Here is a 14,660-nt window from a genome sequence, read left to right on the forward strand (position 1 = left end):
CGCAGCGGCGCTTTCAGGCGCGACTGCCGGTCTGAGCGAGGATGTCTGCTATCCAGCCCGTTAACCGTCTGAACAGGGTGAGGCTGGCGTTACACCACGTTGCCGCGCTTCGGTCGGCAAAGGATGAAAAATCGCCTCCAGCGCTACACTGGCTTTTCATCATGCCGGACAGGCGCTGAGTGGCGATGAACTATCAGGCTGTTTAACACTACGGGGCAGCCTGTCATCAGGTCTGCACCCGCAGAGTGAAGGCGTTATTTACCGGACGACGAGAGCGGTAACGAAGTCGCGATAGGAACGCAGCGGACGCCCAAGCAGCGTGACCAGACGCTCTCTGTCGCCATCCAGAGGGCGCATTCCCTCGCTGACGTAGCGCTCAGCCATCAGACGCATTTCATACGCCATCCACGCAGGCATAAACTCTGCCATGCTTGCCTCAAACGCTGCCGGATTGTCGCCGCCGTAGATGACCTGACGGCCCAGTAGATCGCGCCAGATCGCAGCAACATCTTCACCCGTCAGCGTATCAGGGCCGACAAGGTTAATGGTTTCAACCGGCAGCTTCTCGCTGGACTGGTCGCGACGCATCAGTTCAATCGCCGCAACCTCAGCGATATCCCGTGTATCCACCATTGCCAGGCCAATACTGCCAATCGGCATCGGATATACGCCGTGATTGATGATGACATCCTTAATCATCACTTCATTGTCGATGAAATAGGTCGGCCGCAAAATGGTGGCGCTAAAGTTCATCTCTTTCAGCATCCGTTCGACGCCATATTTAACAGCGAAATGAGGCACATTGACCGCAACATCGGCACCCATTACCGACAGGTAAACCACCCGTTCAACACCGCACTCACGGGCAACATTGAGTGTGATAATCGCCTGGGTATATTCATCGGCCACGACTGCATTCAGTAAAAAAATTGTTCGGATGCCGCTGAATGCCGCGCGCAGGGAATCGATATCCAGTAAATCCCCCTTAACCACCTGCACGTTGTCAGCAAAGCCCGCCTTTGCAGGGTCGCGGGCCAGGACCCGAAAATCAGCGCCACGGCGGATAAGCTGGTCAACAAGATTGCGGCCCACGCGGCCAGTCGCTCCGGTAACAAGAATTGTCATGATCGTCACTCCGTAATATTGGGTTGGTGTGAATCAACCCTACATCGATCCGTTTTGCCTGGTAAGATGCTAATATCAGGATGGTTTGTTCCATAAATGAGACACCTATGGATATTAACGCTTTAAAAGATTTTCATCTGGTTGCCGTCTGGGGCGGCATTGGCGCAGCCAGTCGCGCCAGCGGCAGGCCAAAAGCGACGCTTTCGCGCAGGCTGGCAGAGCTTGAAGAGGAATTGGGTGTCCGTCTTATTGAACGCGGCGGCCACCGGCTGAAAATCACCGAGGCGGGTGAACAGCTTCTGTCCCGCACTGCCGGACCCTTACGAGAGATTGATGAAGCGGCTGAGGCGGCGCGGCAGCACTCAGCAAACCCGTCGGGCTGCCTGCGTATTGCTGCGCCGTTACTGTTTTCGCAACTGGCGCTGGGGCGGCTTCTGGCTGAATTTCATCTTCGTTACCCGGATGTCCGGATTGAAGCCATTTCTGAGAATCGGGTAAGCGATCTGGTTGATGAGAACTTTGACGTGGCTATCCGCATCAATCCGCAGAAAAACAGTTCGCTGGTTGGCAGGTGCTTCGCCAGAGACCGGATAGTGCTGGTGGCTGCGCTTGGGCTTACCATGCCATCAGGCGATGCGGAAAATCCGGCAGCGATCCCGGCGATCGTCATGTCCACCTATACCCGCGGCGATCTCTGGACCGTCGGGGAGCGATGTTTTGCACCTCAGCCAGTGATGAGCCTTTCTTCCCTGCCGACGATCCGTGATGCCGTTATGGCCGGCGCCGGAGCGGCCATGCTGCCGCAGTCTATTGTCAGCAGTCAGCTGGAGAAAGGGGAGCTTGTTTGCTGGGGGGAGGCGGGAAGCCTGACAGAACTTTGGGTGCTGCATACTTCGCGCCGGCTCCAGAGCCCAAAGGTTAAGGTGTTTGTCGACTTTATCTGCGAGCACTATCCCACGGGCTGGTTCTGCACCTGATCCCGCCGGGTGAGATTACGCTAAGAGGCGGAGCATTCCGGCATGGCCAAAGTGCGTGTCTGGTAGGTACAGACGGGCAGGTCATCACGCTTTTGTCGATCACCAGCGAGGCACTGACAGGTTCGCTGATAAAGCTCCCGCATAACAGCCGCCGGTCATATCAATCAGGCTGGTGGCCGTCTGCTCCGGTCAGACCTGGCGTGAGGAGCAGAGCGGGGCAGTTTTGTGAGTAACAAAAGTACAGCGGCCCTGACGCTTACGCAGCTCGCTGTACCTTCCACTTTTATCTAAAACGACGGCGACTCACTCCGTTTCTCAGGAGCGGTATCGGTCAGGGAGGCTCTGACGTGAGGCAGACTCTGCGGGTAATTTTGCTGAATAAATTCAATCATCTTTTCCCGCACGTGACAGCGTAAATCAAAGGCTATCGGGGAGTTCTGCGCGGTCATCAGCATCCTGATGGTCATGGTTTTCTCGGTGGTATCGGTCACCTGAAGCACCTTAGTTTCCCGATCCCAGAGTTTGGTTTCATTCAGCACTTTTTCAAAATGCTGTCGCAGCGGTTCCAGCGGCATCGAATAATCAACATAGAGAAAAACTGAGCCTAAAATCTGGGCATTATTGCGCGTCCAGTTCTGGAATGGATTTTCTGTAAAATAGGTGATGGGTAACACCAGCCGGCGCAAATCCCAGATTCGCACCACCACATACGTCAGGTTGATCTCTTCTATCCAGCCCCATTCTTTTTCTACCACCACCGCATCGTCAATTTTGATCGGCTGCGTAAAAGCGATCTGAATACCGGCAAACAGATTGACCAGCGACTTCTGCAGGGCAAAACCGATGATAATACCGGCTACGCCAGCACCGGCGAGGATAGTGGTGCCAAATTTCCGGACGCCAGGGAAGCTGAGCAGAATCAGAGAGAGGCAGAATAACACCAGTATGACGATCACTACTTTCTTCACATAAATGATCTGCGTGCGAATTTTACGCGCACGAAGATTATTCGAAATATTGATGTCGTAGCGGATATAGAGCATATCCTGTGCCACATTGGTCAACCGGATTAACACCGAACAAAATGATAATATTATAAAAACGTTTACGGTATTAGTGATAAAGACCAGCAGATCCGGATGAATGTTAATGTAATTAATCCCTACATTGATCATCAGTAGGGGAATAAAAAGAAACATCGAACCGCGAAGGTGCTTTTCCAGAGATTTGAACAGTTTTCGGTCACGGCTCTGCCAGTAGCGAATAAACCTGAGAAGGATAAGACGTGCGAGAAAACCCAATACAAACGAGAGAGAGAAGAGTAATACAACAGGTACCCATGACGGGAGGCCAGATAACTCATCAAATATAAACGGCATTATTTTCCCTTATATTCAGTCAACAACCTTTGGCTGTCAGATAAATTTAAAAATTCAGTAACCGTTGTTTTCACGATTATCAGCCGGTAAATCACGTAACACCCCGACTTACCCGTTATTCAATTTATCAACTGACGTAACACATGAAATCTCCTGAAAATCGAATTTTATGAATAGCAACGCCGATACCGGCATCGTGCTGACGTTTGCTGCACCCGGCCAGATAACCGGGCGTCCACGCTGTGTGCCCGGCGCGATGCGACGACATGCGCAGCATTGAGTATGAACCATAGTGGCCGGGTTAACCGAAAATGGTTGCGACCGGCGTGGCTAAGATGAAACGCAGCTGTCTGGGTGGCGTCAGCCGGGCCGCTCCCGCCGCTGAGCTGATGTCATACCCGGTCTCGCAGCAGCGCCTCTGCAAACCGGCTGGCACGATGATCGCGATGGACTAAAGCAGGCGGAAGGGGCAAAGAGGGATTAATCCCGCTGATAACAGCAGGTGAGAGACCACTGTTAATCTCCTCACCATCACAAGAAGCGCACGCACGGTCGGAACCCGTGAGACGACATTGATGTCGTTTGGCTCGTCGGGTTAAGCGAACGCTGCCGTTTCTTCGAGATGATCCGACCCAAAGCTGGCAGAGTTTTTTATGCATTTCGGTCAGTTCACCGAGTCATACCGCAGCTATCCGCCCACACTCAGCCGGCGCGCTGAACAGCATCTGCACATTTTTTCAAGACGATAATGCGCGCCTGATATCAGGCAGAGAATCGCCGTCTCGGTAGAACACTAAAACGGGGAGTGAAAATGAACAGGCTTCCGCGTTAAAGCTGAATGGATATATTCAGCAGTTGAAAGATCCAAAAGCCGAACAGGTGCTATTGCGAACTGATTATAAGAAGGTGCCACCGCGTGTGGATTATTCACTGACCCCGCCTGGCAGCAGCCTCTCCGATGCCATTATCACGCTTTGCAACTGGGGTACGAAAAATGCTGAGCAAATGACAAACATCTTTGCCAGTCGCGAAAGCAAATAGAGGCATTGCAGGGAAGGGGAACAGGGCAGTTATGCAGGATAACTGCCTCAATTTATCCTGCCCGATAGCCGGAATGGCAGCACTCAGGTCGTTATTTGTTCGGGTAAATGGGGGAGCTAAAAGGTGGGCACGCTTCCGGTCAGTTTCACAGGTTTTATTGCCGGATGAATGATTAATCCGAACGTTCAGATAGCACTTTTTGCATAATATTTTTCTTTGCGAAACAATGGATTGAAATGTGCGTGTAATCGCATTCATATTTATGCTTAACAAAACTGATTAAGATCAATTTTATCCTACCCATTAAGGGTTAGATTTCGCCTCACAGGCGGCACTCACCGCTTAAAGTCACCGATGTAATCGCTTTCACTTTTTTCCCTGAGATGATTTTCCAGGTGGCTACTTTTTAGATTTTAATGGGGATTTATGGCCCGTTAATATCTGAAAAAAAATAAGACTGAAAGATTTTCAGCCGAAAAACCCTGATTCAGGTAACTGATAATGAACAAAAAAATCAATTCTGTTGCTGTTATGTTAGCTTTTTTTTCTTCGTTTAGCGCCATAGCCATCAATTATAATAACGTGAATTATCCAGCAGTTGAGTCACTACGAGCTGCATTAAATAACACTGTAAATCAGCACGCTCCTCTGGATGCTGCTCGCGCTGTTCTGGATAAGATGAATGCTGATTCAATAGAACAGGCCAAAATAACAATTGGCGATCCAGCTCCCCGTAAGCTGCTGGATCAACTGCTTCAGGACGCAACTTTACATCAAGGCATTATTCAGACACCCAGCGTTAACCCGCCAGCCGTTATCCAGCAAGACCCTCTGATTGCATCTACCCCGACTCATATTGATGAATCAGCTAATCCACATATTTCAAATCCTGACGCTGTTGCGCAAGTCACTGGTGATAATCAGGGTTGGAGTCAAAATACCGTGCGCCCTGGCTATGACGGATGGGCAGCTAACGGACAGAACGCCGGCCTGACTATCAGCGGTTCACAAATGAAAATGGATGAGGCTACCGCGCAGGCGAAGACGATTAACGAAGGTCTGCAGAATGCTGTCGCGCAAGGCGATCAGCGAAATGAAGTAAGCCGTCGTTTAAGTGCCCAGACGAAAGAGCAGATTAATCACAATCAGCGATTCAGCGGAATAGTTAATTCAAAATTTGACAGCCAGCTTCAGCAGACTGCTCTGGAAGCAAAAGCGCGTGATGAAGCTCGGAAAGGTGAAGCACTGACAAAAGCCAACCAGCAGCGCACCCGCCAGCAGATTGTGGCGGGCGGCGTGGCGGAAGTGAACGCACAGATGCAGCAGGAAGCGCGGGCGCGCGGTGAAGCGCTGACAAAGGCTAACCAGCAGCGCACCCGCCAGCAGATTGTGGCGGGCGGCGTGGCGGAAGTTAACGCACAGATGCAGCAGGAAGCGCAGGCGCGCGGTGAGGCACTGACAAAGGCTAACCAGCAGCGCACCCGCCAGCAGATTGTGGCGGGCGGCGTGGCGGAAGTTAACGCACAGATGCAGCAGGAAGCGCGGGCGCGCGGTGAGGCGCTGACAAAAGCCAACCAGCAGCGCACCCGCCAGCAGATTGTGGCGGGCGGCATGGCGGAAGTTAACGCACAGATGCAGCTGGAAGCGCAGGCGCGCGGTGAGGCACTGACAAAAGCCAATCAGCAGCGCACCCGCCAGCAGATTGTGGCGGGCGGCGTGGCGGAAGTTAACGCACAGATGCAGCAGGAAGCGCGGGCGCGCGGTGAAGCACTGGTGCAGGCAAATCATGATCGCGCTGAAGCGCAGAATGCAGCATTAAACGCCGCGCGTGCTGCCTCACTGGCGCAGCATGAATCTGAGGCCGCTCATGCATCCCAACTGGCAGCCCACATGTCGCAGGTAGCAGAGCAGGCACAGCACGAAGCCCAGCAGGCTCAGGCTGCTTTGACGTCGGCTAAATATGCCGCCGTGTCTGAAGGTCAGGCGCAGCAGGCAATGCGTGATCAGACAGCGGCTAAATATGCCGCCGTGTCTGAAGGCCAGGCGCAGCAGGCAATGCGCGATCTGACAGCGGCTAAATATGCTGCCATAAATGACAATATTCAGATTGCACACCAGCAAATTCAGGCGCTTGAAGCTGCAGCGGCCGCCAAATCATTAGCCGCTACAAAAGCTCAAGCCGAAGCTAAAGCTGCAATTGACGCGCAAAACACCTTAAACGCACCCACGGTTGGACAGTTAACACCGGTAAACAAAGTCCCGGCAATTGTCACCAATATTCCAGCCCCGGTGATTGCAAAAGTCTTCGTGGTTGAAAGTTCACACAACAACGGCGGCCAGCATAAAGGCACACATAATGAAGCCGCATCAACACGCAATAATGGCAGTAGTAATGAGCATTGTTCCGCGATGGGCGGACGAGGACAGGGCGGTCAGCGTAGTGGACACAGCGCTGCGGGTAATTTTTAGTGCCTGAATGAAAGAGGACGCTGGACCGGCAGGCTTAGAAGGGCGCCTGCCGTCTGACATCTGATTATCGTTAAGAAGATGAACGCGAAATAATAGCGAAGTCACTGTCTGCTTGTCGCGCTTCACTCTCAGCAGGATGGGAGGCTCAGGCCTCCTGGCACACAACGTTGAAGATTTCCCTGTTTAAAATTTTCAAAATTCCCGAATAACGCGACTAACTGTGAGAAACGTAACCCTGCATATCTATGGGCGTGTATAAGTGCTCATCAATGACGACCGACGAACTCATAAAGAATATTCATCCGGCTGAACCGATGAATAATTTAACTGCTGAACCTATTCTGGAAATATAAAATGAAAAGACTGATTTGTATTACGTTATTTTTAAGTGCGCTGGCTGGTTGTTCAAATAATCCGGATGCCTCAGATTATGAACTTTGGCAGGCCATGAGCGGAGACACCTTTACCAGCGGGTCTGAAGCTGCACGCATGATGCAGTCAAGACAATTGGCAGGAACTGCAACTATTTCACCCTCAGACTGCGCGGCTATTGCTCAATCAACGGCGGCAGGGTGGCAACAAAAGGCGGCTAACCTGAACGCAGCCAGTGCCAGTTATAATCAAGCCATTCAAACGAGGCCTGTTGTTCAAACAACCTGTACGCCAGCCATCAACGGAGGTTTTATTTGTAATCAGCAATAGTCTTACCCACGAAAATCCGAAAAGCAGTGCTTCCCCGACATCCTGTCAACAGGCCTGTTTATTGACTCAGGATAACAGGATAGTTGCAAGAGCTACATCTATTCTCCCTTTGCCTGTTTTTATTCCGTAGCGGATAAAGCATGACAGCAAATACACGAAAGATGTGCGTAAGTTTACTGTAAAACAGGGCAGCGATGAAAATGATACCTTTCTGTCCGACCAGCTATCCCATTTTAATCCTGCTTTAATGCGGTCCTGCGCTGGAACGTATAATTGCAAGCAGCCTGACGAAAGCAGATTCAATTTCTTTTTCATCCATATGAGCAAAACCCAATAGTAAGCCTCGCGTTGTTGCCTTGCCCACAAAGTAGCGCGATAACGGACGAACCAGTAATCCGGCATTATTGGCATCAAGGGCAATGTTGACATCATCGCTTTCAACGGGAAGCTGCAGAATAAGATGCAGACCGGCATTACTGTTGTGCTGACCTGAATAGTCATTGCCCAGGTAGTGGGTGATAAGACTCACCAGGACCTGCCGGCGGCGTCCATAAAGCTGACGCATTTTGCGGATATGTGCCGCGTAATAGCCTTCGCGGATAAATTCGGCTAAAGCGGCCTGCATCTGCAGATGACCACCCCGATAAAGCTCACTGTGCATCTTTTTAAGCGGCGCCGATATTGCTTTTGGCAGAACCACATAGCCAAGCCGGAGAGCGGGGTAGAGGGTTTTACTGAATGTACCGATATAAATGACCGGACTGTTTTCTTCCAGCCCCTGTAGCGAGGGGATAGGCTGGCCGGAGAAACGAAACTCGCTGTCATAATCATCTTCAATAATCCAGCTGCCGCTATCCCGGGCGAGGGACAAAAGCAGCTGTCTGCGGCTCAGGCTCATAACAGACCCTAAAGGATACTGATGTGAGGGGGTGACGAACATCAGCTTTGGCGCAGTTCCGGAAGTTGCCGCCGGTATCAGCCCCTGTTCGTCTACCGGCATGGGTAAAATGCCCACACCATTAATCCGCAAAATATTCTTTATTCCCCAGTAGCCCGGCTCTTCCGTCCAGGCGGTATCACCTGGATTACAAAGTGAGCGCGTTACCAGGTCAAGCGCCTGATGAATGCCTTCTGTGATGAGAATCTGATCGGGACTACAGCGCACGCCACGCGCGGTGCGAAGATAGTCGGTCAGGGCGGCTTTAAGGACGTGTGCGCCGCCAGTCGAATCATAGGTCAGATGTTCCGGAAGCGGCTGGCGCGCCTGGCGATCGTGGATTTTTTTCATCACCCGATGGGGAAAGCTGACAACATCGGGTACGCCTGGCAGAAAGGCTCCCCACTGGCGAGGACTTGCGCTCGCATGCTGAAGAAGCTCAAGGCAGCGATCGGATAGAAGAGAACGATCCTCCGCGGGTGCCTCCTCCGCGCTTAGCAGCGGTCGGGCATCGAGGTTGTCCAGCACGCTATGGGTCACAAACGTACCGTTGCCGCGATGGGTTGAAATGTAGCCTTCGGCCTGCAATTGCTCATAAACCCGCAGCACCGTGTTGCGCGACAGCTCAAGTTCTTCTGCTAAATCGCGCGTCGGTGGCATGCGGGCAGAAGGGTTGAGATTTCCCGTCAGGATTGACTCTGAGATGGCGATATAGAGCCGCTTATGCAGTTTTCCTTCTTCACACTGGGAAAATGCTTGTCTGATCACATCTCCGGCAATTGAACGCATTTGGATCCTATAAATAAAACATTCTGGCTCTCGTTAAAGGTGCCAAACGCTGACAGATTATTCATCGTATTACAAACAAATTGAAATCGATGAGGCATCAACATGAGTAATAACAATCTCCAGCAGCGTCGTCTGAGTGCGACCCCGCGCGGTGTCGGCGTGATGTGTAATTTCTTTGCGATGTCGGCAGAAAACAGCACGCTGACAGACGTTGAAGGGAATAACTATATCGATTTTGCCGCGGGTATAGCGGTGCTGAACACCGGCCATCGGCACCCACGCCTGGTTCGGGCAATGGAACAGCAGTTGCAGGCATTTACGCATACGGCGTATCAGATTGTGCCTTATGAGAGCTACGTTGCGCTGGCCGAAAAAATTAACGCAGCCGCGCCGATTACCGGTCCGCTGAAGACCGCCTTTTTTTCTACCGGGGCGGAAGCGGTTGAAAACGCGATAAAGATTGCCCGTGCCCATACCGGCCGTCCGGGCGTCATCGCCTTCAGCGGGGCGTTTCATGGTCGCACATACATGACGATGGCGCTGACCGGAAAAGTGGCGCCGTACAAAAAAGGTTTTGGTCCGTTCCCGGGTTCGGTCTACCACGTCCCTTATCCTTCTCCGCTGCATAACATCTCAACCGCAGATGCGTTGATCGCCATTGAGCGTCTGTTCAAAGCCGACATTGATGCGAGCCAGGTCGCAGCGATTATTTTCGAGCCGGTGCAGGGGGAAGGCGGCTTTAATGTCGCTCCGCCGGAGCTTATCGCGGCCATTCGCCATCTGTGCGACGAGCATGGCATTGTTATGATTGCCGATGAAGTACAAAGCGGGTTTGCCCGTACCGGTAAACTGTTCGCCATGGATCACTATGCGCATCAACCCGATCTGATGACGATGGCCAAGAGCCTGGCGGGCGGCATGCCGCTGTCAGGCGTTGTCGGTAAAGCCGACATCATGGATGCTCCATCACCAGGCGGACTGGGCGGAACCTACGCCGGCAATCCGATGGCAGTGGCTGCGGCGCATGCGGTGCTGGAGATTATTCAGGATGAAAAGCTTTGCCAGCGCGCGGATGCGCTGGGCGAACGTTTACGGGTTGCGCTGCTGGACTGCAAAGAGGCGTGCCCGCAACTGGCGCAGGTTCGCGGTCTGGGATCGATGATTGCGGCAGAGTTTTGTGATGCTGAAACCGGCGAACCCTCCGCAGCGACTGCCCAGCAGATCCAGAAAAATGCACTTGACCAGGGGTTGCTGCTGCTGACCTGTGGGCAATACGGCAACGTGATCCGCTTCCTTTACCCATTAACCATCCCCGATGACCAATTTGACACAGCGCTGAACATTCTCCGTACGGTGATAAAAAACTGATTCGCTGAAGCGCTGTCGTCACCCTCGCCGTAGTACTTAGCTCTCAGGAGCGCCGACGATAGGCATTTATCGTCGGTTTTTTTGTGCCCTAAAACTCATATTGTCTTATTCAGGAGGCTGAATGAAAACGCTGTCATTTTTAAATGATCATAAAGATTCTGCATGGAATATTTTTATTACTCAGGTGGAAAGAGTCCTTCCCCATTTAGGTGAGCTGGAATACTGGGCTAACACCCTGATGCGCCCGAAGCGGGCATTGATTGTGGATATTCCACTCGAAATGGACGACGGCAGCGTCAAACATTTTGAAGGCTACCGGGTGCAGCACAACCTGTCTCGTGGACCGGGCAAAGGTGGCGTCAGGTATCACCCGGACGTCACGCTTGAAGAAGTGATGGCGCTTTCCGCCTGGATGACGGTGAAATGTGCCGCGCTGAATCTGCCGTTTGGTGGCGCGAAAGGCGGGATCAGAGTTAATCCCGCCTCACTGACCACCAAAGAGCTTGAGCGGCTGACGCGACGTTATACCTCTGAAATCGGCCTGATAATCGGTCCTCAGCAGGATATCCCGGCACCCGATGTGGGCACCAATGCCCAGGTCATGGCGTGGATGATGGATACCTATTCAATGAATGTTGGGGCCACCACAACCGGCGTGGTCACCGGCAAACCGGTTCATCTTGGTGGATCGCTGGGACGGGTTAAGGCCACCGGAAGAGGCGTCTATGTTACCGGGTTAAGGGCTGCCGAACGACTCGGGATGTCAATCCACAATGCGCGTATTGGTGTTCAGGGATTCGGTAATGTAGGCAGCGTTGCGGCGCAATTGTTTGCCAGTAAAGGCGCGAAAATAATCGCCGTACAGGATCATTCGGCAACGCTGGTTAACGAAAACGGGATTGATGTCGACGCGTTGATTGCCTGGCAGCAGCGGAACGGTGAGATTCGCGGCTTCAGTGACGCCGGGCAGCTGGAGAGTGAGGCATTCTGGACGCTGAGTTATGAAATTGTCATTCCGGCGGCTTTGGAAGGGCAGATCACCGCCGCGCGAGCAGAGCAACTTTCCTGTCAGCTGATCCTTGAGGGCGCGAATGGACCGACTGTCCCCCAGGCTGATGACATTCTGCATGAGCGCGGTATTACGGTATTACCTGACGTGATCTGTAATGCGGGTGGCGTGACGGTTAGCTACTTTGAATGGGTTCAGGATTTCTCAAGCTTCTACTGGTCTGAAGAGGAGATCTACCAGAAACTGGACGCAATTATCCTCCGCGCATTTGACGATGTCTGGCAAAAATCAGAACAGCTTGGCGTGCCTCTTCGCACTGCCGCTTACGCAATTGCCTGTGAGCGTATTCTCTCTGCCAGAGTGGATCGCGGTATCTACCCCTGACCCTCAGCCCCGTTGCCGGGGGCTTTCCCTCACACTGAATTCCAGCCCGGTTTTAACCGTTTCTTTTAACAAAAATGTGACATAGTCAATATACATATAACTTATTATGTTTTATAAATTAGCTTTATCGCCCGAGATTACGCCACGAGAGAGAGCGACACATGGAACAGACATCCGAGAAAAATAAGCTTAATAATCAGCCGGAAAGCAAAGAGCAATTCAACCGATCCATTGGTCTGATTTCAAATTTTGCGCTCGGCTTCACCTATCTTTCCCCCTTAACCGCCGTGTATTCGCTGTTTGCTCTGGCCATTACCCTTGCCGGGCCGCCCGCGGTGTGGTGGATCCTTATCGTGGCATGTGGTCAGTTACTGGTCGCACTGGTGTTTGGTGAAATCGCGTCACAATATCCAATCACCGGCGGGCTGTATCCGTGGGCGAGACGTCTGTGGGGCAAAAAATTTGCCTGGATCACGGCGTGGATCTATTTATGGGCACTTGTTGTTACCATTACCTCGATCGCTGAGTACACCTCTACCTTTGTCGCCTCGCTCTTTCATTTTGCTCAGTCACCGCTCAACCTGCTGATGACCTCGGTTGTGCTGTTGTTGATGATGATGGGCGTGAACATGTCGGGCACCCGAAACCTTGCTCGCGTAGCTAAAATTGGCTTCTGGTGTGAAATTGTCAGCGTTATCGCGCTGGGGATTTACCTGCTGATATTCCACCGTTCTCAGCCGTTTTCAGTAATCTTTGACTCAATGGGCATAATGGCCAAAGACGGCAGCTATACCACGGCCTTCATGTCGGCGTCACTGATGGGATTGTTTATGTTCTTTGGCTTTGAAGCCTGCGGCAACGTGGCGGAGGAGGTCAAAAATCCCGGCAGAAAGATTCCGCTGGCGATGATCCTGAGTATCGTGTTTGGTGCAATCTCAGCGGTCATTTCAGTGATGGGCTATCTGCTGTCATCCCCCGACCTGGCCAGTATTGTCTCTGGCAAAATCGCCGATCCGATTCCGGTGATCCTTAATGAAGCATTGGGCAGCACCGGTGCCACGGTTTTCATTGTGATAGCCATCATCGCGATGCTGTCCTGTATTCTTTCACTGCAGGCTGCACTGAGCCGGCTAATCTTCTCTTTCTCGCGCGACAAAATGCTGCCGGGCAGTGAGTGGATGTCTAAAATCTCGAAAAACAGCGTACCGGACAATGCCATGCTGGTTAGCTGCATTCTGCCCGTCATTATTTGCGTATGGGTTTACTTTCAGCCCGATAACCTTTCCCGCATCACCGCGTTTGCGGTTATTGGCATTTACATCTCGTTCCAGCTGGTGGTGCTCGCCGCTTTACGCCAGCGCTTAAAAGGCTGGAAGCCAGCGGGGGAATGGTCACTCGGCGCGTGGGGTGTCCTGGTTAACCTGTTCGCCCTGGTTTACGGACTCTGCGGCATCTGGCTACTGGCCCAGCCTGCTGACAGCGCCGGTTTCCTTGATCGCTGGACGGTGTTAATTGGCCTGGTGGTGGTGCTGATCACCGGACTCATATACATGAGCGTCGCGAATCCGTTTGGCCGCTCAAGTGCGCCCGAAAATGATGCTATCGAATACGCCAGCAAACTGCGCGCAAAAGAGGAATTTTGATGGCCGGGTAGATAAAGCCGAAACGGGTGTATTGAAGCTGAAGCCGTCGCGTAATGCGACGGCTCTTTTCATTCTGGCGGGCTAACAACCGGTTCATTCTGAGGCGTAACGGCCGGGCACGTTCTACTGTCTGTAAAGCATTGCGTACTCGTTTCGATGAATCGGAGCCTGATGTTCAGCGTTGAACAACTCACCGATGCGCAGCCGCGGATTGGTCGAAAAAATAATACGACCTTCCAGATTCGTCAGAATGACTTTTTGACTGGCGCAGAGAGGTAACAGTTCTTCTTCTATCCGGCTGACCAGAATATCGAGTGCCGCAACGCCCAGCACCTGACCTTCAACCCGAACCGGAACCGCAGCGGTGAGGGTAAGCGAGGTATTACAGATATAGTCGACGTAGGGCCCATGTATATAGGATTTTTCTTCTGAAATGGGCGTTTTGAACCATTCAAAGGTCCGGAAATCCAGCCTTTGCTGGGTGGACTGGTCAAGGTCAAGACTGACCTGTTTCAGGCCATTATCTTTTTTATACCACCACTCCAGCACCCAATACTCCTGCACGGAATCGGTACTTTCTATGTGGCCAGCCACGCCGGTGCCTGAGCAATAGAGGTTATCGTTTAGCGTCTGTTTGATCAGGGGAAGGATCGCCAGTTTAACCGCCGGCTCAAGTAATGCCTCGGGACCATACTTGTTTTGACTGTCAAGGCAATGGCCAATCTTCTCAGCTAATAAACCGGTACTTTCGACAGTAGAATTGATGATGTCATCAACTTTTAGGATTAGCGCGCGCAGCTGCTCTGAGTGATTCATTTTCCACATTGCCTATACAGG

Annotated in this window: 10 protein-coding genes and 1 pseudogene; 7 read left to right on the forward strand and 4 right to left on the reverse strand. The window is 52.2% G+C overall.

The genetic code is table 11. From position 1 onward, the window contains the following. Positions 1-258 precede the first annotated feature (258 nt). On the reverse strand, positions 259-1,125 hold the full coding sequence (locus tag AC6I8D_RS19980) for an SDR family oxidoreductase (RefSeq protein WP_497820707.1): 867 nt from the start codon (positions 1,123-1,125) through the stop codon (positions 259-261). Positions 1,126-1,232: 107 nt separating this feature from the next. On the opposite strand from AC6I8D_RS19980, the gene AC6I8D_RS19985 reads away from it, so the two are divergent. After that, on the forward strand, positions 1,233-2,102 hold the full coding sequence (locus tag AC6I8D_RS19985; protein ID WP_497820708.1) for a LysR family transcriptional regulator: 870 nt from the start codon (positions 1,233-1,235) through the stop codon (positions 2,100-2,102). 287 nt (positions 2,103-2,389) lie between these two features. On the opposite strand, the gene AC6I8D_RS19990 is transcribed toward AC6I8D_RS19985, so the two are convergent. Then, positions 2,390-3,481, reverse strand: a complete 1,092-nt coding sequence (locus AC6I8D_RS19990) for a mechanosensitive ion channel family protein (protein WP_312055555.1) — start codon at positions 3,479-3,481, stop codon at positions 2,390-2,392. A gap of 846 nt (positions 3,482-4,327) precedes the next feature. On the opposite strand from AC6I8D_RS19990, the pseudogene AC6I8D_RS19995 reads away from it, so the two are divergent. The 3 genes and pseudogenes from AC6I8D_RS19995 to AC6I8D_RS20005 all read left to right on the forward strand — a co-directional run. Next, positions 4,328-4,522: pseudogene (locus AC6I8D_RS19995) on the forward strand (winged helix-turn-helix transcriptional regulator); the annotation flags it as partial. Positions 4,523-5,533: 1,011 nt separating this feature from the next. Then, positions 5,534-6,991, forward strand: a complete 1,458-nt coding sequence (locus tag AC6I8D_RS20000; RefSeq protein WP_497820709.1) for a hypothetical protein — start codon at positions 5,534-5,536, stop codon at positions 6,989-6,991. Between the two features lie 354 nt (positions 6,992-7,345). Continuing rightward, complete coding sequence (locus AC6I8D_RS20005; RefSeq protein WP_497820710.1) at positions 7,346-7,693, forward strand: hypothetical protein; 348 nt, start codon at positions 7,346-7,348, stop codon at positions 7,691-7,693. 244 nt (positions 7,694-7,937) lie between these two features. Here the strand turns inward: AC6I8D_RS20005 and pdxR are convergent, their stop codons facing one another. Further along, positions 7,938-9,419, reverse strand: coding sequence for a MocR-like pyridoxine biosynthesis transcription factor PdxR (gene pdxR, locus AC6I8D_RS20010; protein ID WP_312055560.1), 1,482 nt, complete (start codon positions 9,417-9,419; stop codon positions 7,938-7,940). A 102-nt stretch (positions 9,420-9,521) separates the two neighbouring features. Between pdxR and puuE the strand changes: the two genes are divergently transcribed. The 3 genes from puuE to AC6I8D_RS20025 all read left to right on the forward strand — a co-directional run bounded on the left by puuE (position 9,522) and on the right by AC6I8D_RS20025 (position 13,823). Beyond that, positions 9,522-10,787 (forward strand): 4-aminobutyrate transaminase, encoded by a 1,266-nt coding sequence (gene puuE / locus AC6I8D_RS20015; protein ID WP_497820711.1) that lies wholly within the window; start codon positions 9,522-9,524, stop codon positions 10,785-10,787. Between the two features lie 121 nt (positions 10,788-10,908). Next, positions 10,909-12,180 (forward strand): Glu/Leu/Phe/Val family dehydrogenase, encoded by a 1,272-nt coding sequence (locus AC6I8D_RS20020; protein WP_312055562.1) that lies wholly within the window; start codon positions 10,909-10,911, stop codon positions 12,178-12,180. Positions 12,181-12,341: 161 nt separating this feature from the next. After that, positions 12,342-13,823, forward strand: a complete 1,482-nt coding sequence (locus tag AC6I8D_RS20025; protein ID WP_312055563.1) for an APC family permease — start codon at positions 12,342-12,344, stop codon at positions 13,821-13,823. A gap of 123 nt (positions 13,824-13,946) precedes the next feature. On the opposite strand, the gene AC6I8D_RS20030 is transcribed toward AC6I8D_RS20025, so the two are convergent. Next, positions 13,947-14,639: a cache domain-containing protein gene (locus AC6I8D_RS20030; protein ID WP_497821050.1), complete on the reverse strand. Its 693-nt coding sequence runs from the start codon at positions 14,637-14,639 to the stop codon at positions 13,947-13,949. Positions 14,640-14,660: the final 21 nt, after the last annotated feature.

This window comes from Pantoea sp. X-Soil-MYKO-1785 (assembly GCF_059730675.1).